A 22,038-nucleotide genomic window follows, 5' to 3' on the forward strand; every position below is an offset into this window, starting at 1 on the left:
TGCCTCCGGGAAAGCGGGTGGGGGACGTTCAGCGCAGCCGGCGCGCGGCGGCGTCGAAGAGGGGGTTGGGCAGCACCTTCACGAGGCGCGTGGGCAGCGCGAGCTGCCAGGGGAAGGTCAGCTCCGTGTCGCCGCGGAGGATGCCCTTGCCCATCAGCTCCACGGCGGCGTCCGTCTCCATGAGGAAGGGCATGGGGAAGTCGTTCTTCGCCGTCATCTCGCTCTTCACGAAGCCGGGGTAGACGCAGGTGACGCGCACGCCGGTGCCGCCCAGGTCCACGCGCAGGCTCTCCATGAAGGTGGCGAGGTACGCCTTGGACGCGGAGTAGGCCGCATGGCCCGCGAGCCCCCGGTACGCCGCGAGGCTGGAGATGCCCACCACGTGCCCGCGCCGCCGCTCCACCATCTGTGGCAGCACGGCCGTCAGCGTGGCGGTGGCGCCGGTGACGTTGGTGTCGATGATGGCGCGGACCTTCTCCCACTGCAGGCGCTTGCCGTGGGTGACGCCGCCCACGCCCGCGTTGGCCACCACCAGGTCCAGCCCGCCGCACTCGCCGTCGAGCTCGCGGATGCGCTCCAGCGTCGCGTCCGCCTGGGTGACGTCCAGCTCCAGGGGCTCCACGGTGGCGCCGGCCGCCTGGGCCTCGGCGGACAGGGCCTTCAGCTGGGCCATCCTCCGTCCGGCGGCGAACACGCGCAGGCCCCGCTTGGCCAGCCACAGCGCCAGCCCGCGTCCCAGGCCGCTCGAGGCGCCCGTCACCAGCGCCGTCCGGTAGCTCATCTCCGCCATGCTGTGCTCCTCCGTGCGTCTGGCTTCTCGCACGGTTGGACGCGGGGTGGGACACAAATCCGTGTCAGGGCTGGCGCCCCGTCGTCCCCTCGGTGGGGAGTGCCTCCCCGGGGGGGCAGGGTGTGTGGACTGGCGTGCGCGCGTCAGGCCCGGCAGGGCCCTCGGACGTGGCCGGGGGCTGCGCCGCCAGGTCGATGGCATGCGGACTGCCCGTGCCGCACCTTATGGGCTCCGGGGAGGGCATGAGCATGGCGCCATGGAACTGCGTGATGGCGGTCGATGACGATGCCGACATCCTGCTCGCCTTCAAGGACGTGCTGGAGATGGAGGGCTATTGCGTGCTGCTCGCGCGCAGTGGCCGCGAGGCGCTGGACCTCCTGCGGCGGGGCGCGCGGCCGGCCGTCATTCTGCTGGATTTGATGATGCCGGACATCAGCGGCTGGGAGTTCCGCGAGCTGCAGCTCGCCGATGCCGCGCTCGCCTCCCTGCCCGTCGTCGTCGTCTCCGGGCAGGGCGTGAGCGCGCGTGACGTGGGCGCGCTCGGCGTGGCGGGCTACCTCAAGAAGCCGGTGGACCTGGACCAGTTGCTGGGCACCGTGGCGCGCTATGTGCGCCGCCCGCAGGCCCAGCCGCAGCATGCGTGAGGAGGCGGTCCGCCCGACCTACAGCATGGGCCAGTAGGGCCGCAGCGCCTCGCGGCTGGCGCTCAACGCCTGCTTCGCATCCGCGTGCGTGGGCCCGGTGGGGAAGGTGTCCTTGCGGCCGGCGAGCACCTCCACGCAGGCGTGCACGGACTGGGACAGCCCCTCCAGCGAGTAGCCCCCCTCCAGCAGCAGCACGAGCCGGCCGTCGCAGACCCGCTCGGCCAGCGACTTCACCGCCGAGCACATGGCCGCGAAGCCGCGCTCGGTGAGGTCCATGCCGCCAATCGGGTCGTGCTGGTGCGGGTCGAAGCCGGCGGATACCAGCACCAGCTGCGGCCGGTACGCCTCCGCCACCGGGAGGAACAGCTCCTCGAAGAGCATGCCGTAGTCGGCGTCCGAGTTGCCGCCGGGCAGGCCGATGTTGACGGTGTAGCCCTCGCCTTCACCCACGCCCACCTCGGGGGCCGCGCCGGTGCCAGGGTAGTAGGGGTACTGGTGCACGGACTGGTACAGCACGTCGCGCCGGCCCCAGAAGGCCGCCTGGGTGCCGTTGCCGTGGTGGACGTCCCAGTCGAGGACGAGGACGCGCTCGGCGCCCAGCCTGCGCCCGGCCTCCGCCGCGACGGCCACGTTGTTGAAGAGGCAGAAGCCCATGGCCCGGTCCGGCTCGGCGTGGTGCCCCGGCGGCCGCACCAGCGCGAAGGCGTTGCGCGCGCGGCCCTTCATCACCTCCTCCACCGCCTGCACCGACGCTCCCGCCGCCAAGCGCGCCGCGTCCACGCTGTCCGGCGACACCCGCGTGTCCGGGTCGATTTGCGCCTCGTGCCCGCTCAGGCGCTCCAGCCGGGCGAGCAGCTCCGGGGTGTGCACCGAGGCCAGCTCCGCGTCCGTGGCCGAGCGGGGCGACGCCATCACCGTGCCAGGCACCGGCGCGCTGGCCAGCACGCCCAGGATTCGCTGGAGCCGCGCGGGAGACTCCGGGTGGCCGTGGCCCGGTTCGTGCCTCTGGAAGAGCGGGTCGGTCAGCAGCAGGGTAGCGGTCATCACGTAGAACCTTACGCATCCAGGCGCGGGGAAGTCAGGTCCCCGGCGAGCGGAGGAGCGACGGCGGGGGCCCCGGTTCTTGCCCTGCCGGTGATTCAGTCCCTACAGTGCCCGGGCTTGACTGCCCGCTTCAAGAAACCCGGCCTGCGAAGCCTGTTGCTCGGCTCCTTCGCCCTGGTGCTCGCCCTCATCCTCGGGACGCTCTTCTTCGTCGTCCCGTCGCAGGTGGAGGTCTACCTCGAGGGCCGCCTGGTGAAGCACGGCGAGGACAAGGCGGAGCAGATTGCCAGCGTGCTGGGCACCCAGCCCGACACGAGCCTGGAGCGCCTGCACGGCGGGGATGACGACTTCGCGGTCCTCGGCATCGTCGCCGCGGATGGACGGGTGGTGACCACCCATCCCGTGAGCCCCCCGCACTGGTTCGAGCAGGAGCTGCGGGAACGCCCGGAGGGTGCGTCGCTCAACGGCTTCCGCTTCTCCAACGGCAACCGGGTGGTGACGCGCCCGGTGTCGCTGCGCGAGAGCGGCATGGGGCAGGTGTTGGTGGTGGTGGACTTCTCCGGGCTGGACGCGGTCGTCACCTCGCTGCGCCACGTCGTCCTGCTCGCGTTCGGCATCGGCCTGGCGCTGTTCCTGGTGGTGGCCTTCTTCATCTCCCGGGCGTTCATCCTCGTGCCGCTGGACGCGATGATGACCATGGCGCGCAGGCTCGCGGAGGCGGACCTCACCGGCCGCGTGGACGTGGGCACCGAGGACGAGCTGGGGAAGCTCGCCGAGGCGCTCAACCGCATTGCCCAGAGCTGGCGCGACACGCTGGGCCGCGTGCGCGGCGTGTCGGACGTGGTGGCTGGCGTCATCGAGCAGATCCACCGCACCGGCACCACCGTGTCGTCCGGCGCGGGCACCGTGCAGGCGCGCGTGGAGGAGACGTCCTCCTCCATGGTGGAGATGATGGCCTCGCTGCGCGGCATCGCCGAGAACGTGGAGGTCCTCTACCAGAGCGCCGAGGAGAGCAGCTCCTCCATCATGGAGATGGCCGCCACCAACGACGAGGTGGCGGAGAACGTCCAGGCCATGGCCGCCAGCGTGGAGGAGACCACCAGCGCCATCGAAGAGATGACGTTCTCCATCAAGGAGGTGGCCAAGAACATCCAGGAGCTGTCCGCCTCCACGGAGGAGACGTCCTCGGCCATCAGCCAGATGGATGCCGCGATTGGCCAGGTGGAGGCCAACGCCAAGGAGACGGCCCGCCTGTCCGAGCAGGTCTTCGAGGACGCGCAGACGGGCGTGGAGTCCTTGCGCAAGACGCTCACCGGCATCGACCGCATCAAGGAGACCAGCCGCAGCGCGGCCGGCGTCATCGACAGCCTGGGACGGCGCATCTCCGAGATTGGCAACATCCTCAACGTCATCGACGACGTGGCGGAGCAGACCAACCTCCTGGCGCTCAACGCCGCCATCATCGCCGCGCAGGCCGGTGAGCATGGCAAGGGCTTCGCCGTCGTCGCGGAGGAAATCAAGGACCTGGCCGAGCGCACCGGCGCGTCCACGAAGGAAATCGCCGAGCTCATCCGCAGCATCCAGGAGGAGAGCCGCAACGCCGTCGTGGTGATGAACCAGGGCGTGCGCAACGTGGAGGAGGGCGTGCAGCTGGGCCGCGAGGCGGAAGGGGCGCTGCGCAAAATCAACGACAGCACCCAGAAGTCCACGCAGATGGTGAAGGCCATTGCCCGCGCCACCGTGGAGCAGGCGAGAGGCAGCAAGCAGGTGACGGCCTCCATCCACCGCATCAGCGAGACGGTGTCCCAGATTTCCAAGGCCTCCAACGAGCAGGCCAAGGGCGGCGAGCAGATCATGAAGAGCGCGGAGAAGATGAAGGCGCTCACCGCCCACGTGCAGCGCAGCAGCCAGGAGCAGGCGCACGGCAGCAAGCAGATTACGCGCTCCATCGAGAGCATCAACGAGATGGTGACGCACCTCAACCGCGCCCAGAAGGAGCAGACCAAGGGCAGCGAGCAGGTGCTCAAGGCGGTGGAGACCATCAAGGGCGTGTCCGAGCACCAGACACGCTCGGTGCGTCAATTGGAGGAGGCCATCGACAACCTCCAGCGGCAGGCGGAAATCCTCCGTGCCGAGGTGCGTCGTTTCCGTGTGTAGGCGTGCGCAGCGGGTGGGAATGGCTTAGGAAGGGGGCCGCATGGCCACACAACGGCAGGTCTCCGAGCGCGCGGTGGTGTTCCTCATCGGCGCGGTCCAGTTCGTCAACATCCTGGACTTCGTGATGGTGATGCCGCTGGGCCCGGACTTCGCGAAGGGGCTGGGAATCGCCGCCTCGCACATCGGCACCATTGGCGGCGCGTACACGGCGGCGGCGAGCGTGGCGGGGCTGGTGGGCGGCTACTTCCTGGACCGGTTCGACCGGCGCAAGGCGCTGGCGGTGTCCATGATGGGGCTGGTGCTGGCCACCGCGGCGGGCGGGCTCGCCACGGGGCTCACCACGCTGCTGCTGGCGCGCGTGGCGGCCGGCATCTTCGGCGGGCCAGCCACGTCGCTGTCCCTGTCCATCATCGCGGACCTGGTGCCGGTGGAGCGGCGCGGGCGGGCGCTCGGCGCGGTGATGGGGGCCTTCTCCATCGCCTCCATCGCCGGGGTGCCGCTGGCGCTGTGGCTGGCGGAGTGGGGCAACTGGCGCACGCCCTTCCTCGTGGTCGCGGGGCTGGGACTGCTCGTGGCCGCGGGCGCCATCTTCTACCTGCCCCCGGTGCGTGGACACCTGGACTCGGGGAGGCCGGTGAACACGGTGGGCGTGTGGGAACTGCTCTCGCGCGGGGACGTGCAGCTGTCCTACCTCATGACGGCGGTGGTGATGATGGCCAGCTTCGTCATGGTCCCCAACATCTCCTCCTTCGTGCAGCAGAACCTGGGCTACCCGCGAGAGAGCCTGGGCTTCGCGTACTTCGTGGGCGGCCTGGTGAGCTTCGTCACCCTGCGCGTGGCGGGCCCGCTGGTGGACAAGCACGGCGCCTTCGTCGTGGGCTCGGTGGGCTCGGTGCTGGCGGTGGTGTCCACGTACGTGGGCTTCGTGAACTACCCGCGGTGGCTGCCGGTGCCGGTGCTCTTCATGGCCTTCATGCTGTCCATGGGCATGCGCAACGTGGCCTACAACACCCTCACCTCGCGGGTGCCCGAGAATCCGGTGCGCGCGCGCTTCATGTCCCTGCAGTCCGCCATCCAGCACATGGCGGCGGCCGTGGGCGCCTTCGTCAGCGTGCAGATGTTGACGGACCTGCCGGACGGCACCCTGGGAGGCATGTCGCAGGTGGCCGGGCTGTCCATCGTGATGACGCTGGCGGTACCGCCCATCCTGCGGGTGGTGGAGCGTCGGGTCCGCGCCCGGGAGCAGGCCCGGGCCCTGGCCGTCCCTCCGTCCAGGGGCGGCGCCGTCCCCCTGTCCCCCGAGGCCTCCCCGCACTCGTGATGGGGCGTTTTGCCCCGCCTGCCCGCCTGCCGCCCACCCGCGGTGACGGGCGGACGCATGGATGTGACGAGCGGTTGCGCCAGCCCGTCCGGGGCGCGATAACCCGGGCTGCTTTCCCGGGAGTGCCTCAGGACATGTTCAACATCGGCGCAGGCGAGATGGTGCTCATCGCGGTGGCCGCGCTGCTCATTCTCGGGCCGAAGCGGCTGCCCGAGCTGGCGCGCGGTCTCGGCAAGTTCATGCGGGAGTTCCGGCGCCAGACGGACGAGGTCCGCAACGTCGTGGAGCGTGAGTTCTACTCCATGGACCAGGACATCGCCGCGCCCACGCCGCCCGTGCGCCCCGGGACGCCCTTCGCCAACACGCCCCCTCCTTCGGTGGCCCTTCCCGAGGCGCCCGTCTTCCCGCCGGATGCCGCCCTCGCGGGCACGGAGTCCCCGGCCCCGGAGGCCGCCATCCCCGTTCCTTCCACCGGGACGCAGGTGCTGGAGATGGATGCCACCGGGCCCCGGCCGCTGGAGCCCTCGTTGCTGCATGAGCCCACGGTCCCCGCCGAGCCGGTGGCGCTCACCCCTGATACGCCGGTCCCCGTCCCCGGCACGGTGGCGCGCAACGCGCCGAAACGGAGCTGAGTCCTGAGTCCCCCGCCCGTCGCCCCCGAGCCCGACCTGCGCATGAGCCTGATGGAGCACCTCGCGGAGCTCCGCTCGCGCCTGTTCAAGTGCACCATCGCGGTGCTCGTGCTGGGCACCGTCTCGCTGGTGTTCGCCCGGCCCATCTTCGGCCTGCTGATGCGGCCGGTGCTGGACGCGCTGCCCGAGGGCAACCGCGCCCTCATCTACACGTCCGGCATCGAGGAGATAAACGTCCTCATGAAGGTGGGCGTGTACTGCGGCATCTTCCTCACCACGCCCGTCATCCTGCTTCAAATCTGGGGCTTCGTGTCGCCGGGGCTGTACCCGGAGGAGCGCCGCTTCGCCGCGCCCTTCGTGGCGTTCGGCTCCATGGCCTTCATCCTGGGCGCGTGCTTCTGCTACTTCGCGGTGCTGCCCTCCATGTTCAAGTTCCTCCTCAACGAGGAGGAGACGCTGGCGCTGGAGCAGCGGCTGGACCTGGCCCGGCTGCGCGCGGATGACGCCCTGCGCTTCCTGCGCGTGGGCGACGTCGAGCGGGCGGGCTCGCTCGCCAAGGAGACGAGCGACATGTTGCGCGCCGACGGTGAGGGCCAGGTGCCCGAGCCGGAGCAGGCGCCCGCGGTCAGCGTGGAGCTGAAGTCGCGCATGGAGGCGCTGGGCGTGCTGGTGGACGCGGCGGCGGATGGCCTCGACACCCAGCAGGCGCGGGGCGTGCTGCGGCAGGTGGTGGAGAAGCGGGTGGAGGCGGTGACGGCGTACGGCCGCCAGGACTATGCGACGACGGCGAGCGCCCTGGACGGCGCGGCCGGTCTGCTGGCGGGTGTGGCGTCCACGCGCTCGCAGGAGTTGGCGGACCTGTGGAAGCTGGAGAAGGAGCTGTCCACCGGGTACGCGCGCCACGAGGCCGCGCGGTGGACGCGGCCCATGCTGTCCATGCACGAGCAGCTCTCCCTGGTGCTGCTGCTCATCCTCGCCTTCGGCATCATCTTCGAGCTGCCGCTGGTGATGGCGCTGCTGGGCGTGGTGGGCGTCGTCCAGTCGAAGTGGCTCTTCAAGTACCAGCGCCATGCCTTCGTGGTGTGCCTCATCGCCGCGGCGGTGATTACCCCCACCGGTGACGTGGTGAATCTGTCGCTGATGGCGGGCCCCATGCTGGCCTGCTACGAGCTGGGCGTGCTGCTCGTGTGGCTGGTGGAGCGGCGCCGGGCGCGCAACGCGGCGGAAACCAGCATCACCCCGGCGTCCTAGTCCCGCCGAGGAGGCGTCGATGGTGTCCCGCCGGCAGCTCCAGGCCAACCTGCGCTACCTGCGGGCACTCTCGCGGCGCTTCCGCACCACGCTGGTGCTGTCGGCGGCCCTGTTCCTCCTGGTGCCGCTGCTGTTCTGCTGGCGCTACGTGCCGACGGACGGTACGCCCCTGACTTTTGGCGAGGCGCTCCACCACGTCTATTTCCTGCTCTACGGCCAGCCCTCGCTGCCGTACGTGCACGACTGGCTCATCGAGCTGGTCAACCTGGTGATTCCGCCAGTGGGCATTGCCCTGGTGGTGGATGGCGTGGTGCGCTTCGCCTACCTCTTCTTCGCCCGGCACAAGAACGACAAGGAGTGGATTGAAGTGGTCACCGAGACGATGAAGGGCCACGTCGTGGTGTGCGGGGCGGGACGCGTGGGCTACCGCGTCGTCGCGCAATTGAAGGAGATGGGCCGCGACGTCGTGGTGGTGGAGAAGCGCGAGGACGCCGCCTTCGTCTCCGCGCTGCGCGACGAGCAGGTGCCGTTGCTCATCGACGACACGCGCAGCCCGCTGTGCCTGCCGCGCACCAACGTGAAGCACGCCTCCGCCATCGTCTGCGCCACGGACGACGACCTGGCCAACCTCAACATCGCGCTCGACGCGCGCCGGCTCAACCCGGACATCCGCGTGGTCATCCGCCTGTTCGACGATGACTTGAGCGGCAAGGTGCGCGACACCTTCAAGGCGGAGGCGCTCTCCAGCTCGTCGCTGGCCGCGCCCGCCATGGCGCTGGCGGCCATGGACCCGCGCATCATCCACTCGTTCCACCTGGGCAAGCACCTGATGGTGGTGTCCCAGTTCGCCGCGCGCGAGGGACTGCCCGGGCTGAACATCGCCAGCGTGCGCGACAGGTTCGGCGCGCTGACGTTGTCGCTGGTGCGAGGAGAGCATGAGCGGCTCAACCCGAGCGGTGACGAGGTCGTCCAGGCCGGGGACGTGCTGACGCTCCAGGCGTCGTACCCGGACTACCGCCGGCTGCGCGCCTTCACCTGCGAGGCCGAGCCGCCGACGTGGTCCAACCACGCGCCGCCAGAGGTGCCGGGGCAGCGCAGGGTGGGGTGAGCGGGCCCGGCAGCCTGTCCACGACGCAGGCCACCGACGCGGTGCTACGCCACCTGGGCACGCGCCGCTGAGCCCTGGCCCGCGGGGAGCGCGAGCGCGCGGGTGAGGAGCGCGGCCATGGGCTCCCACTCCACGAGGAAGCCGTCGTGCCCGTACGGGCTGGACAGCTCGGCGTACTCGGCATGGCGGCCGTGCTCGCGCAGGCGGCGGGCCAGCGCCTCCATGTGGTGCGGGAGGAAGAGCTGGTCCTGGTTGATTCCCACGCACAGCGCGCTCGCCCGGATGCGCGGCAGCCCCCGGTCGATGCAGCGCGAGAGGTCGTGGTGGTCCATGGCCCCGAGTTGCGCCAGGTATGCACGCGCGTCGAAGCGCGCCTCCAGCTTGCGGCCCTGGTGCTCCAGGTAGCTCTGCACCGGGTACAGCGCGCGCGAGGACCACGCCGCGGGCCGGGCCTGGCCCCGCTCCAGTCCTGGCTCCGCGCGGTAGGTGAGCATGGCGAGCTGCCGCGCCAGCTCCAGCCCCCGGTGCGGCGCCTCCGGGAAGCCCGGGTCCAATAGCAGCGCCTGCCGCGCCACGTGGTTGAAGCCCACCACCCAGGACGTGGCGGACTCGGCGGTGGCGATGGGGGCGATGCGCGCGAAGCGCTCCGGTGCGAGCGCCGCGAGGCAGAGGACAATCATCCCTCCCAGCGAGCCGCCGGTGACGAGCGCCACCTCGTCCACGTCCAGCGCGTCCAGCGCCAGGAGGATGCTGCGCGCCTGGTCCCACGGCGTAATCGTCGCGGGCAGCCTTGCCTCGTCCTGGCGCAGGTCTCCCTTGGCGACGGGCGGTGGCGGGCCGAAGCGCACGTCGTCGAGCCGCCCCGGGAAGCCCTCGTCGGCGGGGCCGGTGGTGCCGTAGCAGGAGCCCAGGTTGTTGAAGCACAGCAGCCGCGCGCGCGACGGGTCCAGCGCGCGGCCCGGTCCGATGAGGGGCTCCCACCAGCCGTCCTCTCCACCCGCGCGCATGTCGCCGGTGAGCGCGTGCACCACCAGCACCGTGGGGACGCGGGCGGGCGCGCGGGCCGGGCCCCGGGGACGGGCGCGCTCGGCGGCCTGGCGCTGCTCGGCCACGGTGCGGCGCACGACGCGCAGGGTGCTCGCGCGGACCTCCTCCTCGGGGAGGACTCGGGCGTGGGAGTGGAGCCAGGGGAGGTCCTCCTCGGGCCCCCACCACCAGCCGCGGACGAGGTGATTCGAGACACGAGCGCCGGCCTCGAGCCGCAGGTCGGGCAGGGCGACGTCGAAGAGGCGCGGAGTGGGCGCGGGAAGGGGCGAAATGGGCGTGGGCATGGGACGCGGGTTCCTCGGGTGGAAGAGGCGAGGGGAGAGCGCGCGTCCAGGAACGACGAAGCCCACCAACCCTCGCGGGTGGGTGGGCTCCGGTGGCTCGTCAGTGTCGGTCCGACGGACGTCAGCCGACGCTGGCGGGCTGGAGCCCACCCGGCATCGACATTCGACACATGGACGAGAAGTGCGTCATCGCGGGTACGGATAGTCCCGTGCACGCCGTGAGTCAAGCCGCGCCTCCGTGGCGAGCGTTGCGTGGAGTTCACTCGATTCCGGGGATGTCAGGGCCTTCTGGAAGGCTCCGTCCACCCTGCCGCTGTACCCACACCCCTGGAGGTCGCTCTCGATGAAGCAACTGCTACTGCTCGCGGCGCTCGCCGTCGCGCCGACGGTGTCCGCGAAGCCCAACTCCCCGCTGTACGCCACCGGTGCCGGCCCGGGCGGAGGCCCGGCGGTGAAGACGTTCGACCCGAACACCAACGGCAACTGGGTCTCCTTCTATGCCTACGAGTCCACCATGGGCACGGGCGTGGAGATGGCCACCGGCCGCGTCACCACGAACTGGCGCCCGGACATCGTCACCGGCACCGGCGAGGGTGGCGGCCCGCTGGTGAAGGTGATGGACCCCAACACCGGCGCGGTCCTCAGCCAGTTCTTCGCGTACGACTCGAACTTCCGCGGCGGCGTCTTCGTGGCCACGGGCGACGTGGACGGCGACGGCTACGACGAGGTCATCACCGCGCCCGGCCGTGGCGGCGGCCCGCTGGTGCGCGTGTGGAAGATCAACGGCGGCCCGTACCTCATGCACGAGTTCTGGGCCTATGACCCGTCCTTCACGGGCGGCGTGCGCCTGGGTGCGGGTGATGTCACGCGGGACGGCATCGCGGAAATCGTCACCGTCCCTGGCCCTGGAGGCGGCCCGCATGTGCGGGTGTTCAACCGCTCGGGCGGCGAGCTGTACGGCTACCTCGCGCAGGTGCCTCGCAAGCCGTGGGACAACAGCTACTACACGAACGGTTACCGCGTGGCGGTGGGCAGCGACCCGTGGGGCACGCCGGAGCTCTACGTGTCCGGCAGCCAGTGGCGGTTCTTCACGCACTTCCAGCGGAGCGATGACTGCCAGATTCCTCCCATCTTCGTGTCGCCCAACTACGTGCGGAAGGCGTACTGGGTGCTGACGCCGTACGTCCACGTGCTGCGCATCCCGGACGGCGCGAAGCTGGCCGAGTTCTCCACCGAGGCCCTCAACACGGGCTTCCTGGGGCAGGAGGTCTCCTACGCGGACTACAAGAACCTCTGCGAGCCCGGCTACATCTCCTGCAACGTGTTCACCTACCCGCTGGCGAACAACGGCGAGCCGGACTACTCCGCTCCGGTGGCCACGCTGCAACAGGCGGGCGTAGGGCCGCGCGTGCTCGCCGGCAGCCCGCAGCTGAAGCTGGGGATGGGCGTCGCCGGCTGCTACTACGACACGATGTTCGCCCCCGGCACGCTCAAGCTCTACGAGCGGTGGGGCGCGGCGCTCTGGTCCTTCCAGCCGTATGGTGCCTTCTACGGCGGCGTGCGGCCGGGGACGAACAACGACTGAGGTGCTTCGCGTAGCGGTATCGAGGTCAGGGGGATGCCGGCGACGATGTGCATTCCCTCTGCTTCACGTGCCTTCCGCGCATCCATCCGGTAGCCGCTCGAGCCGGTCAGGGGCGAGGTCGGAGGCTCCCTGTTCGGAAATGTCGGGACATTTCGCCGCGGGCGGTCTCAACCGGTCATCGCAACGGCTCGGGCGAATACCTCGGCGGGGGTGTGCCAGTCGAGTGTCTGGCGCGGGCGGCTGTTGAGTTGGGCGGCGATAGCATCGAGTTGCTGCGCGCAGAGGTGGCTCAAGTCCATGCCCTTGGGCATGTACTGGCGCAGCAGGCCGTTGGTGTTCTCGTTGCTGCCGCGCTGCCAGGGGCTGTGCGGGTCGCAGAAGTAGACTTGCACGGCGGTGTCGAGGGTGAAGCGCACGTGCTCGGACATCTCCTTGCCCTGGTCCCAGGTGAGGCTGCGGCGCAGGGCGTCAGGCAGCTGGCCAATCTTGTGGGTGAGGGCCTGGCGCACGTGGCCCGCGGTGCGGCCCTCGGGCAGGTGCAGCAGCATGACGTAGCGGCTGTGGCGCTCCACCAGCGTGCCCACCGCGGACTTGCCTTGCTTACCGAGGATGAGGTCACCCTCCCAATGGCCTGGCACGGCCCTGTCTTCGACTTCGGGTGGACGCGCGCTCAGCATCAGCTTGTCCGGCAACTGGCCGCGTAGGTCCGTGCGCCCCTGGGGCCGGCGCTGGGTGCGGCCCGTGCGCAGACACGCGGTGAGCTCCTTGCGCAGGGCGCCGCGCGTCTGGACGTAGAGGCTGCGGTAAAGGGTTTCGTGGGACACGTGCAGCTCGGGGCAGTGCGGGAAGTCTCGCTTGAGACTGGCGGCAACCTGCTGAGGACTCCAGCACTCCTCCAGCCGCCGCTCCACCTCCTGGCGCAGCCGTGGGTACTCCTGCAGCTTCGTGTGCTTGGGACGCCGTGCCCGGTGCGTTGCGCCCCGCTCGCCGCGCCACGCCCGGTAGCGCTTGCGCCCACCGGTACGGGCCACTTCACGGCTGAGCGTGGAGGCCGCCCGGCCCAGGCGCCTCGCGATGGCACGCAGCGAGTCGCCCGCCCGCAGCCCCCGCGAGATTTCCTCGCGCTCCTGCACCGACAGCCGCAAAGCGGAACGCACGTGGGCCCTCTGCATCATGCTGCCCGCCCCAGGGCGCAGCCGCTGCAGCGTGCGCTCACTCACCCCTGCCGCCCGCGCTGCCGCCTCCAGCGTCTGCCCGGCCGCTACCGAGCGCCGCACCGCCAGCCAGTCCTCTGCACTCATCCTGCCGAGCTTGCCTCGCCTCTGCACCGGACACCTCCCCGGATGCACGCCGCTATGCCGTGCATCCCGACTGGTGCGTTCACCGGTTGAGACCGCCGCGCAAGACCCCCGACATTTCCGAACAGGACGCTCCCTCCCCGCTCCCGGGACAGGCCGCGTGCGTACACGCTGGCAGTCAGCGCACGTCCGCGCGCCAGGTCGTGCTGGGGTCGTCAGGCCGCCGACGTGGTGACGACGTGCGCGTTGGCGGTGTAGGGCGCCAGCGCGCCGATGTGGCCGGGGCGCGACTTCACACGCTCCAGCCACGCGCACACAGCGGGGTAGCGCCCGAGGTCGAAGCCGCCCTCGGGCGCCACGTGCGTGTACGCATAGAGCGCGAGGTCCGCGACGGTGGGGCGCTCGCCCACGAGGAAGGTGCGCCCGTGAAGGTGGCGCTCCATCGCGGTGAGCGCCTCATGGCCGCGCTCCGTGCGCAGGCGCAAGGTCTCCGGGTGGCGGGAGGCGCGCCCCGTCAGTTGCCAGAAGCGCACGGTGCCCACGTTGGGCTCCACGCTGTTCTGCTCGAAGAAGAGCCACTGGTCCACCTGCGCCCGCTCGAAGGCGTCCTCGGGTAGCAGCGCCGTTCCGCGCGCGAGATACAGGAGGATGGCGTTGGACTCGGCGAGGAAGCGGCCCGGCTCGGGCTCGAGCACGGGGATGCGGCCGTCGGGGTTCTTGTTCCGGAGGAAGTCCTCGGTGTGGCTTTCGCCCGCGAAGATGTCCACGGGCACCAGCTCGTAGGGCCTGTCGAGCCAGGAGAGCAGGAGGCGGACCTTGTAGCCGTTGGCGGAAGGGGCATAGTCGTAGAGGCGCATGGTGAGGGCTCCGGGACGGGTGGGACGCGAGGCAGGGTAGGGAGCACGCCCCGGGCGGACGACCCGCTCCTTGCGGCCTTCGGCGGCGGCGGGCGGGCGCAAGAACCGGGTTGTTCGTGAGCGCCCCGGGGGCCATACCCAAGTCCAGGAGCGACCTTTCCCATGGCGACCAGCGACTACGCACGAATCGAGCAGGCCATCCTCTACCTCGACGCCCATGCGCGCGAGCAGCCGTCCCTGGACGACGTCGCCGCGCACGTGGGGCTGAGTCCCTTCCACTTCCAGCGGCTCTTCACGCGCTGGGCGGGCATCAGCCCCAAGCGCTTCCTCCAGGTGCACACGCTGAGCTCGGCCCGACGCCTGCTGGCCGAGCGGCGCAGCGTGCTGGACACGTCCTATTCCGTGGGCCTGTCCGGCGGCGGCCGCCTGCACGAGCTCTTCATCACCCTCACCGCGATGACGCCGGGCGAGTTCAAGCTGGGCGGCGAGGGGCTCACCGTGCGGTACGGCATCCACCCGTCGCCCTTCGGGGACTGCCTCATCGCCGCCTGCGAGCGCGGCATCTGCGGCCTGCACTTCCTCACCGGCGAGTCCGCGGAGGAGGCCCTGACGTCGCTGCGCGAGCAGTGGCCCCGCGCCGCCTTCGTGGAGTCACGCGAAGGCACCGCGTCCTGGGCGGAGCGCATCTTCCCCACCGAGCCCCCGCGCGAGCCCACGCCGCTGTCGGTGCTGGTGAAGGGCACGCCCTTCCAGGTCCAGGTGTGGCAGGCCCTGCTGCGCATCTCCCCGGGGCAGGTGTCCACGTACGAGGACATCGCGCGCGCCATCGGCAACCCGAAGGCGGTGCGCGCGGTGGGCTCGGCGGTGGGGGGCAACCCGGTGGCGCTGCTCATCCCCTGCCACCGCGTGCTGCGCAAGACGGGCGTCTTCGGGGACTACCGCTGGGGCCCGGCGCGCAAGCAGGTGATGCTCGCGTGGGAGTCGCTGCGCTATGGCGCGGAGAACGACGACGGAGCGGCGCGGGCGGCGGAAGCCTGAGTCCGGCTCACGGCCGTTGGAGCTTGCGGAGCGCTTCCAGGGCCTCGTCGAGCCCGACGAGGAGGAACAGGAGCAGCGTGGCGGCGAGCGCGGCGTTGATGAGCCAGTTGTTGCGCAGCGGCCCCACCCAGGACCGCCGGTTGTTCATCCACAGCAGCGTGGAGGCCAGCAGCGGCATGAACAGCGAGCCCACCACCGCGTAGGCCAGTTGTGCGCGCTGCAAGGGCGCCCACAGCATGGGCAGGGGCACCAGGGCCAGCGCCACCAGGTACAGGCGCCAGGCCCGGGTGCTTCGCAAATCCGTCTGCTGCACGGGCTGCTTGCGGTGGATGCGGAGGAAGTCCGCGAAGAGGTAGGGAATGCCCTCCCAGACGCCGAGCAGGCTGGTGAAGACGGCGCCCCAGAACCCGAGGAGGAAGAGCCAGTAGCCCGCGGGGCCGATGACCTCGCCGAGCCGCTGCGCGAGCAGGTTGGCCACCTTGAGGCCGCTGCCCTCCAGCCGCAGCGTGGAGCCGATGAGCACCATGCCGATGCCGAACATCCCCGTCAGCGAGTAGCCCACGGCGAGGTCGGCCTGACACGTCTTCAGCCACTGCGAGCCCTCGCGGCCCTTCTCTCGAATCCAGTAGCCGTACGAGAGCAGCGTCACGGTGCCGCCCACGCCGCCCAGCAGTCCCAGAATCCAGCCCGCGCCGCCCTTTGGAATGGAGGGGACGACGAGGCCACGCGCGGCGGCGCCCCAGTCCGGGCCCGTGCCCACGGCGGCGAAGAGGACGGCGACGAACATCAGGCCGGTGCACGCGGCCATGAGCTTCTCGAAGAGGCGGAAGCCGCCGAACCAGACGAGCCCCAGGCCGATGAGGGAATGCACCACGCCCCAGATGCGCCGGGACGTCTCCGCGTCACTGCTCAGCGGCCACAGCGCGTCCCCCGCGGCGCCGCACGCGGAGATGAGGGCGCCACCGGTGAAGAAGCTCCAGCCGAGCAGGTAGATGAAGAAGAGGTAGCGAAGGCCCGCGCCGAACCGCGCCCAGCCCTCCAGCACGGTGGTGCCGGTGGCGAGCTGCCAGCGGGCGATGCCTTCGTTGAGGAAGGCCTTCAGCACCGAGCCGAGGAGGGCGGCCCAGAGGATGGACACGCCCACCGTGGAGCCACCGAGGCTGGCGGTGAGCAGGTCTCCCGCGCCGACGCCCGTGGCGGCCACGAGGATGCCAGGGCCGAAGCGCGCCATCAGCCCGAGCCGGGCCGGAGGCGCCGTGGCGGTGGACTGCGCGGGAGGAGGGACGTTGGCCGTCATGAGGGGCGGGGAACGCTAGCCGCCCCTCCGGCGTGAGGCCAGGGGCGGCACCGGCTCCCGCCGCCTCAAGACATCCGTGCCACGAGCCTGAGCGGCAGGTTGCGCAGGAGGAAGCCCACCGCCGCCCATGGCCAGCCCGGCACGTAGGCCTTCGCCGGCTCGCGCTCGATGGCCTTCACCAGGGCGCGTGAGCCCTTCTCGGAGTCCACGGCGAACGGGAGGTTCTTCGCCCCCGCGTTCAGCTCCGTGTGGATGTACCCCGGGTAGATGGTGGTGACCTTGATGCGCGTGCCGAGCAATTCGGCGCGGATGCCTTCGGTCAGCGTGGCGAGGCCGGCCTTCGTCGCGGCATACGCCGTCAGGTGCTTGGGCAGTCCGCGCATGGCGCTCATGGAGGAAATCGTCACCAGGTGTCCCTGGCCCTGCTTGCGAAGGATTCCCACCGCCGCCTCGCACTGCGCGAGCGCGGCGACGAAGTTCGTCTGCGCCGTCTGCACGTTGGTGGCGAAGTGGCCGGTGCCAATGCGCTTCCCCTGGCCGACGCCCGCGTTGACGATGATGCGGTCCAGGCCGCCGAGCTCCTGCGCGAAGGCGTCGAACACGCTGAACACCTGCGCGTGGTCATTCACGTCGAGCGCCCGCACGGAAATGGTGAGGCCCGGGTGCTTCTGGAGCAGCTCCGCCTTGAGCGCGTCCAGCCGCTCGGTGCGGCGCGCGCAGAGGGCCAGGTTGCGCCCGAGGGCGGCGAACTCGCGCGCCATGCCCTCACCCAGGCCGGAGCTGGCGCCGGTAATCAGGATGTTCTTTCGCATGGGAGGCGGGCCCTCAGCGGTAGGTGAGGAGGGCACGCTGCGCGCCCTCGAAGTGGCCGTGCTCGTTGAGCGTGGACAGGAACCGGGTGCGCTCGCTGTAGACGACCTTGGTGACGCCGCAGTTCGCCAGGGCCGTGTTGAGGCGGAAGGCGTGCTCGTCGGGAATGCGCAGCAGGTCCTGGCAGATGGCCGTAATCGGGCCGCCGGAGGTGAACACCAGCGCCGTCTTGGAGGCGCCCAGTTCCTGGATGAGCGCGTCCAGTGCCCGGATGCAGCGCTCGCGGAAGCCAGGCCAGGGCTCGGCGTATTCGTCATCGTGCCGGCCGCTCACCCAGCGGGCCACGGCCTCCGTGAACAACTCCTGGAACGCGCGGCGAGGCTCCGGCGCCGCGGCGATGTCCTGCATCAGCAGCGTGCGGTCCGCGTAGCGCGGCGCGTGGCGGACGATGAGCTCGTCGAGGTCGAACTCGTCGAAGGCCGCCAGGCGCTTCGGGCTGGCCTCCACCTTGAGTGCGGCGAGGCACGCGTCGGCCGTCTGCCGGTGGCGCGTCAGGGTGCCCGTGACGACGGCGTCCACGCGCGGCAGCCGGGCCCGTAGCGTCTCCCCGAGCACCCGCGACTGCGCCACGCCCGTCTCCGAGAGCTGGTCATAGTCCGCGGCCCCGAAAGAGGCCTGTCCGTGGCGGACGAGGTACACGACGCCCATCAGCGCGCTCCCTTCGTGCGGATGAGCCGCTCACAGCGCAGGCCGAGGTAGTTGGCCAGCACCCAGAAGTTCTTGAACGCCGGGTTGCGCGTCTGCTTGTGGTGATAGCGGTAGTAGATCTGCTGGATGATGACCACGAGCCGGAACAGGCCGTAGACCTCGTAGAAGGTCCAGTTGCCCGGCTTCAGCTTCATCTTGTCGAGGTAGTACTCCACCACCTCTTCACGCCGGAGCATCCCAGGCAGGTGCGTGGGCTGGCGCCGCGTCATGCGCAGCATGAAGTTGTCATCCGCGTGGACCCAGTAGGCCAGGGCATTGCCCAGGTCCATCAGCGGGTCGCCCAGCGTGGCCATCTCCCAGTCGAGCACGCCGATGACGCGCGTGGGCTCGGACGCGTCGAGCACCACGTTGTCGAAGCGCCAGTCATTGTGGATGACGCAGGTGGCGACGTCGTCCGGCGTGTGGGCCTTGAGCCAGTCGCGCACGTACTTGAAGCTCAGGACGTTCCAGGTGCGGGCCTTCTCGTACCGGTCGGACCAGCCTTCAATCTGCCGCTTCGGATAGCCCGGCCCCTTGCCCAGCGAGGACAGCCCCACGGCCGCCGCGTCCACCTGGTGCAACTCCACCAGCTTGTCGATGACGTTGAGGCACAGCTGCCGCGTCGTGGCAGTGTCGAGCTGCAGGCCGCGCGGCATGTGCTTGCGTGGGATGATGCCCTCGATGCGCTCCATGACGTAGAAGTCAGAGCCGATGACGGACGCGTCCTGGCACAGCCCCACCATGGTGGGTACGGCCGGGTAGGCCGGCTTCAGCGCCTGCTGGACGTTGTACTCGCGGGCCATGTCGTGCGCGGACTTCGCCTTCGTCCCCGAAGGAGGCCGGCGCAGGATGAGGTCCCGGTTCGGGTACTTCAGCCGGTACGTCCAGTTGGAGGCGCCGCCCGAGTACTGGGTGATTTCCGGCGTGCCCTCCAGCGAAGGGACGCGGGCCTTGAGCCAGGCATCCACGGCGGGGACGTTCAGCTCCTCGCCGGGGCGGACGGCGCCGGACGGGTCGATGGGGGTGGTGGAAGGCATGGCGCGTTCTCTCCCTCAGGTCGTCGGTGCGGGGCCGGGGCGCGGGCGCATCCGGGCGGTGCTCTTGCGCATGACCCTGGCGTAGATGGCGCGCGGAAGGAAGCGCTTCATCAACCAGGCCCTGCGGCCCTCCGCATGGGACAGGACGTAGAACCGCCGCTTCTCCACCGCCTGGAAGACGTCGTTGGCCACGTCATCCGCGGTGATGGCCGAGCGCTCCAGCAGCCGCGCCATGGTGGCGCCCAGCCGCGGGTCCGTGGTGCGCAGCGAGTCGCCCAGGTTCGTCTTGAAGAACGACGGGCACACGACGCTGACGTCGATGTTCGCCTCCGCCAGCTCGTTGTGCAGCGTCTCCGACAGCGAGACGACGGCCGCCTTGGTGGCGTTGTAGCTGCTCATCATCGGCACATCGAGCAGGCCTGCCATGGAGGCCACGTTGACGAAGTGCCCGTGGCCCTGCCGCCGGAACACGGGCGTGAAGACCTTGCAGCCCCGCACCACGCCCAGCAGGTTGATGTCGATGATCCACCGCCAGTCGTCGATGGATACGTCCTCGATGGCGCCGGCCTGGGCGACACCCGCGTTGTTCACCACCACGTCCACGCCGCCCCAGCGGGCCTGGAGCGTCTCCGCGGCGGCGCGCAGGTCCTCCTCGCGCGTCACGTCGCAGCGCAGGAAGTGCCCGTCCGCGCCGAGGGCGGCCAGTGTCTCGGCGCCCCGGGCTTCGTGGAGGTCGGCGATGCAGACCTTCCACCCCGCGCGCGCGAAGCGCAGGGCAATGGACTTGCCGAGCCCGCTGGCGCCGCCGGTGATGAAGATGCGCTGGTCGGCCATGGCGTTCAGCTCCGGGAGTGGCCGCGCTTCGCCAGCTCGATGCGGGCGATGAGGCCCTTGTGGACCTCGTCCGGGCCGTCCGCGAGCCGCAGGGTGCGCGCCTGCGCGAAGAAGCCGGACAGCAGGGTGTCCTGGGACACGCCCGCGCCGCCGTGAATCTGGATGGCGTCGTCCACCACCTTCTGGAGCACGTTGGGCGCGGCCACCTTGATGGCGGAAATCTCCGTCATCGCCCCGAGTGCGCCGACCTGGTCCATCTTCCACGCGGCGTAGAGCGTCAGCAGCCGAGCCTGGTCGATGGCGACGCGGGCCTCGGCGACGCGCTCGCGGTTGCCGCCCAGGTTGAGCAGCTGCTTGCCGAAGGCAGTGCGCTTCATGCCCCGGTCAATCATCAACTCCAGCGCCTTCTCCGCCGCGCCGAGGCAGCGCATGCAGTGGTGGATGCGTCCGGGCCCGAGCCGTCCCTGGGCAATCTCGAAGCCCATGCCGGGGCCGGAGATGATGTCGGAGGCGGGCACGCGCACGTTGTCGAAGTGGACTTCGCCGTGGCCGTGCGGGGCGTCGAAGTCGCCGAACACGGGCAGCATGCGCTTGATGTTGACGCCCCTGGCGTCCATGGGCACCAGCACCATGGAGTGCTGGTGGTGGCGGTCGCCTCCGGTGTCGGGCGTGCGGGCCATGAAGATGATGACCTTCGCGTTCGGGTGGCCCAGGCCGGAAGACCACCACTTGCCGCCGTTGAGGACGACGTCATTGCCGTCCACGACGGCGGTGGCCTGCATGTTGGTGGCGTCCGACGAGGCCACCTCGGGCTCCGTCATGCAGAACACCGAGCGGATTTCGCCCGCCAGCAGAGGGGTGAGCCAGCGCGCCTGCTGTTCCTCGGAGCCGTACTTCCAGAGCACCTCCATGTTGCCGGTGTCGGGGGCGCTGCAGTTGAAGACCTCGGGGGCGATGAAGCTGCGGCCCATCTCCTCGGCCAGCGGCGCGTACTCGAGGACGGTGAGGCCCGCGCCGAGCTTCGTGTCGGGAAGGAAGAGGTTCCACAACCCCTCCGCCTTCGCCCGGGCCTTCAGTTCCTCCATCACCGCCGGCACCTTCCACGTCTTCCAGTCGCCGCCGTGGCAGGTGGCGTTCACCTCCTCGCGGTAGCGGGACTCGACGGGGTCGACGTGCTCGCGCATGAACCGCTTGATGCGCTCCAGGTAGTCCTTGGTTCGGGCGCTCGGCTCGAAGTCCATCGCGGGTCCTCCTCCAGCTTGAGTGCCCCCATCCTCCGTATCCGGGCTTGATGCATCCAGTGAATGTTGGTCATGTGTTCCCATGAACCCAGTTCAGGATTCCGCCCGGCTCGCACGGCTGGACCTCAACCTCTTCCGGGTGTTCGACGTCGTCCTCCGGGAGCGGAGCCTCACCCGGGCCGCGGAGGTCCTCTTCCTCAGTCAGTCGGCGGTGAGCCATGCGCTCGCCCGCCTGCGGGACCAGTTGAGGGAGCCGCTCTTCGTGCGCGAGGGCCGGGGTGTGGCCCCCACGCCCTTCGCGGAGCGACTGGCGCCGGAGATTCGCGAGGCGCTCGCGCTGCTCGACGGCGCCGTCCACCACACGCGCGGCTTCGAGCCCCGGCGGGACGTGGGCCACTTCACGCTCGCGATGAACGACCTGCTGGAGCCGTCCATCCTTCCGCACCTCGTGACACGCCTGCGCGAGCGGGCCCCCGAGGCGCGCGTCGCCAGCGTCCGGTTGGACAGGGCGCGGCTGGAGCGAGACCTCGCGTCGGGGCGGTTGGATTTGTCCGTCGACGTGGAGCAGCCGACGGGCGCGGACCTGCGGCATGCCCCGCTGCTGCGCGACACCTTCTGCGTGGTGAGCCGGCGGCGGCGCAGGCTGGACGTGGCGGCCTACATGGCCGCACGGCACGTCACCCGGTCCTCGCGCCGCACGGGCCTGGCCGTGGAGGACCTGGTGCTCAGCCGCCTGGGCTACCAGCGCGAAGTCACGGTGCGCTGCCAGCACTACGAGGCCGCCTTCCACATCGTCTCCGGCTCCGACCTGCTCCTCACCATGCCCCGGCGCCGCGCGGAGGCGCTGCACGCGCTGTTGGGCAATCACATCCTGCCCATGCCGCTGGCCCTCCCTCCGCTGGAGCTGCATCTCTACTGGCATCGGCAGTCGGACTCGGAGCCGCGCAACAAGTGGTTGCGCTCGGAGTTGCTGGCTCTCGCGGGTGAGCTGGAGAAACGGGCGCGGTAGCGGGGGC

At 70.5% G+C, this 22,038-nt stretch carries 20 protein-coding genes; 9 read left to right on the forward strand and 11 right to left on the reverse strand.

The features are described from left to right. Nucleotides 1-28 precede the first annotated feature (28 nt). Nucleotides 29-790, reverse strand: a complete 762-nt coding sequence (locus OV427_RS32405; protein WP_267860076.1) for an SDR family oxidoreductase — start codon at nt 788-790, stop codon at nt 29-31. A gap of 248 nt (nt 791-1,038) precedes the next feature. Here OV427_RS32405 and OV427_RS32410 point away from each other — a divergent pair, with 248 nt between their 5' ends. Further along, nucleotides 1,039-1,434 carry a response regulator gene (locus tag OV427_RS32410; protein ID WP_267860077.1) on the forward strand — a complete coding sequence of 132 codons (396 nt, stop codon included), beginning with the start codon at nt 1,039-1,041 and terminating at the stop codon, nt 1,432-1,434. Nucleotides 1,435-1,452: 18 nt separating this feature from the next. On the opposite strand, the gene OV427_RS32415 is transcribed toward OV427_RS32410, so the two are convergent. Continuing rightward, nucleotides 1,453-2,478, reverse strand: a complete 1,026-nt coding sequence (locus OV427_RS32415) for a histone deacetylase (RefSeq protein ID WP_267860078.1) — start codon at nt 2,476-2,478, stop codon at nt 1,453-1,455. A gap of 117 nt (nt 2,479-2,595) precedes the next feature. On the opposite strand from OV427_RS32415, the gene OV427_RS32420 reads away from it, so the two are divergent. The 5 genes from OV427_RS32420 (at nt 2,596) to OV427_RS32440 (ending at nt 8,947) form a co-directional block, all read left to right on the forward strand. Then, a complete protein-coding gene (locus OV427_RS32420; RefSeq protein ID WP_267860079.1) occupies nt 2,596-4,635 on the forward strand; it encodes a methyl-accepting chemotaxis protein in 2,040 nt (679 codons plus the stop codon). Between the two features lie 40 nt (nt 4,636-4,675). Further along, nucleotides 4,676-5,956 carry an MFS transporter gene (locus OV427_RS32425; protein ID WP_267860080.1) on the forward strand — a complete coding sequence of 427 codons (1,281 nt, stop codon included), beginning with the start codon at nt 4,676-4,678 and terminating at the stop codon, nt 5,954-5,956. A gap of 134 nt (nt 5,957-6,090) precedes the next feature. Further along, complete coding sequence (locus tag OV427_RS32430; RefSeq protein WP_267860081.1) at nt 6,091-6,588, forward strand: twin-arginine translocase TatA/TatE family subunit; 498 nt, start codon at nt 6,091-6,093, stop codon at nt 6,586-6,588. Between the two features lie 42 nt (nt 6,589-6,630). Further along, a complete protein-coding gene (gene tatC / locus OV427_RS32435; RefSeq protein ID WP_267860082.1) occupies nt 6,631-7,839 on the forward strand; it encodes a twin-arginine translocase subunit TatC in 1,209 nt (402 codons plus the stop codon). 19 nt (nt 7,840-7,858) lie between these two features. After that, nucleotides 7,859-8,947, forward strand: coding sequence for a potassium channel family protein (locus OV427_RS32440; RefSeq protein ID WP_267860083.1), 1,089 nt, complete (start codon nt 7,859-7,861; stop codon nt 8,945-8,947). Nucleotides 8,948-8,991: 44 nt separating this feature from the next. Here OV427_RS32440 and OV427_RS32445 read toward each other — a convergent pair whose 3' ends face one another. Continuing rightward, nucleotides 8,992-10,278, reverse strand: coding sequence for an alpha/beta fold hydrolase (locus tag OV427_RS32445; RefSeq protein WP_267860084.1), 1,287 nt, complete (start codon nt 10,276-10,278; stop codon nt 8,992-8,994). 343 nt (nt 10,279-10,621) lie between these two features. On the opposite strand from OV427_RS32445, the gene OV427_RS32450 reads away from it, so the two are divergent. Then, nucleotides 10,622-11,863, forward strand: coding sequence for an FG-GAP repeat domain-containing protein (locus OV427_RS32450; protein WP_267860085.1), 1,242 nt, complete (start codon nt 10,622-10,624; stop codon nt 11,861-11,863). A 167-nt stretch (nt 11,864-12,030) separates the two neighbouring features. Here the strand turns inward: OV427_RS32450 and OV427_RS32455 are convergent, their stop codons facing one another. Together OV427_RS32455 and OV427_RS32460 are read right to left on the reverse strand one after the other, a co-directional pair. Next, complete coding sequence (locus OV427_RS32455) at nt 12,031-13,164, reverse strand: IS30 family transposase (RefSeq protein ID WP_267857086.1); 1,134 nt, start codon at nt 13,162-13,164, stop codon at nt 12,031-12,033. Between the two features lie 212 nt (nt 13,165-13,376). Continuing rightward, nucleotides 13,377-14,018, reverse strand: coding sequence for a glutathione S-transferase family protein (locus OV427_RS32460; RefSeq protein WP_267860086.1), 642 nt, complete (start codon nt 14,016-14,018; stop codon nt 13,377-13,379). 162 nt (nt 14,019-14,180) lie between these two features. Between OV427_RS32460 and OV427_RS32465 the strand changes: the two genes are divergently transcribed. Beyond that, nucleotides 14,181-15,056 (forward strand): bifunctional transcriptional activator/DNA repair enzyme AdaA, encoded by an 876-nt coding sequence (locus OV427_RS32465; RefSeq protein ID WP_267860087.1) that lies wholly within the window; start codon nt 14,181-14,183, stop codon nt 15,054-15,056. A gap of 7 nt (nt 15,057-15,063) precedes the next feature. Here OV427_RS32465 and OV427_RS32470 read toward each other — a convergent pair whose 3' ends face one another. The 6 genes from OV427_RS32470 to OV427_RS32495 form a co-directional block, all read right to left on the reverse strand. Continuing rightward, entirely contained in the window at nt 15,064-16,353 is a 1,290-nt protein-coding gene (locus tag OV427_RS32470; protein ID WP_267860088.1) for an Nramp family divalent metal transporter, read from the reverse strand. Between the two features lie 65 nt (nt 16,354-16,418). Next, nucleotides 16,419-17,165 (reverse strand): SDR family oxidoreductase, encoded by a 747-nt coding sequence (locus OV427_RS32475; RefSeq protein WP_267860089.1) that lies wholly within the window; start codon nt 17,163-17,165, stop codon nt 16,419-16,421. 13 nt (nt 17,166-17,178) lie between these two features. Next, the gene (locus OV427_RS32480) at nt 17,179-17,871 is read right to left on the reverse strand and encodes a histidine phosphatase family protein (protein WP_267860090.1); all 693 of its coding nucleotides are present in this window, start codon (nt 17,869-17,871) and stop codon (nt 17,179-17,181) included. Then, a complete protein-coding gene (locus OV427_RS32485; RefSeq protein WP_267860091.1) occupies nt 17,871-18,947 on the reverse strand; it encodes a phosphotransferase family protein in 1,077 nt (358 codons plus the stop codon). Before OV427_RS32485 ends, OV427_RS32480 begins: the two co-directional genes overlap by 1 nt. A 15-nt stretch (nt 18,948-18,962) precedes the next feature. Further along, a complete protein-coding gene (locus OV427_RS32490) occupies nt 18,963-19,781 on the reverse strand; it encodes an SDR family oxidoreductase (RefSeq protein WP_267860092.1) in 819 nt (272 codons plus the stop codon). A gap of 5 nt (nt 19,782-19,786) precedes the next feature. Beyond that, the gene (locus OV427_RS32495; RefSeq protein WP_267860093.1) at nt 19,787-21,022 is read right to left on the reverse strand and encodes an acyl-CoA dehydrogenase family protein; all 1,236 of its coding nucleotides are present in this window, start codon (nt 21,020-21,022) and stop codon (nt 19,787-19,789) included. An 82-nt stretch (nt 21,023-21,104) separates the two neighbouring features. Here OV427_RS32495 and OV427_RS32500 point away from each other — a divergent pair, with 82 nt between their 5' ends. Further along, a complete protein-coding gene (locus tag OV427_RS32500) occupies nt 21,105-22,031 on the forward strand; it encodes a LysR family transcriptional regulator (protein ID WP_267860094.1) in 927 nt (308 codons plus the stop codon). The last annotated feature ends 7 nt before the right edge of the window (nt 22,032-22,038 follow it).

The sequence above is a fragment of the Pyxidicoccus sp. MSG2 genome (assembly GCF_026626705.1).
Lineage (GTDB): Bacteria > Myxococcota > Myxococcia > Myxococcales > Myxococcaceae > Myxococcus.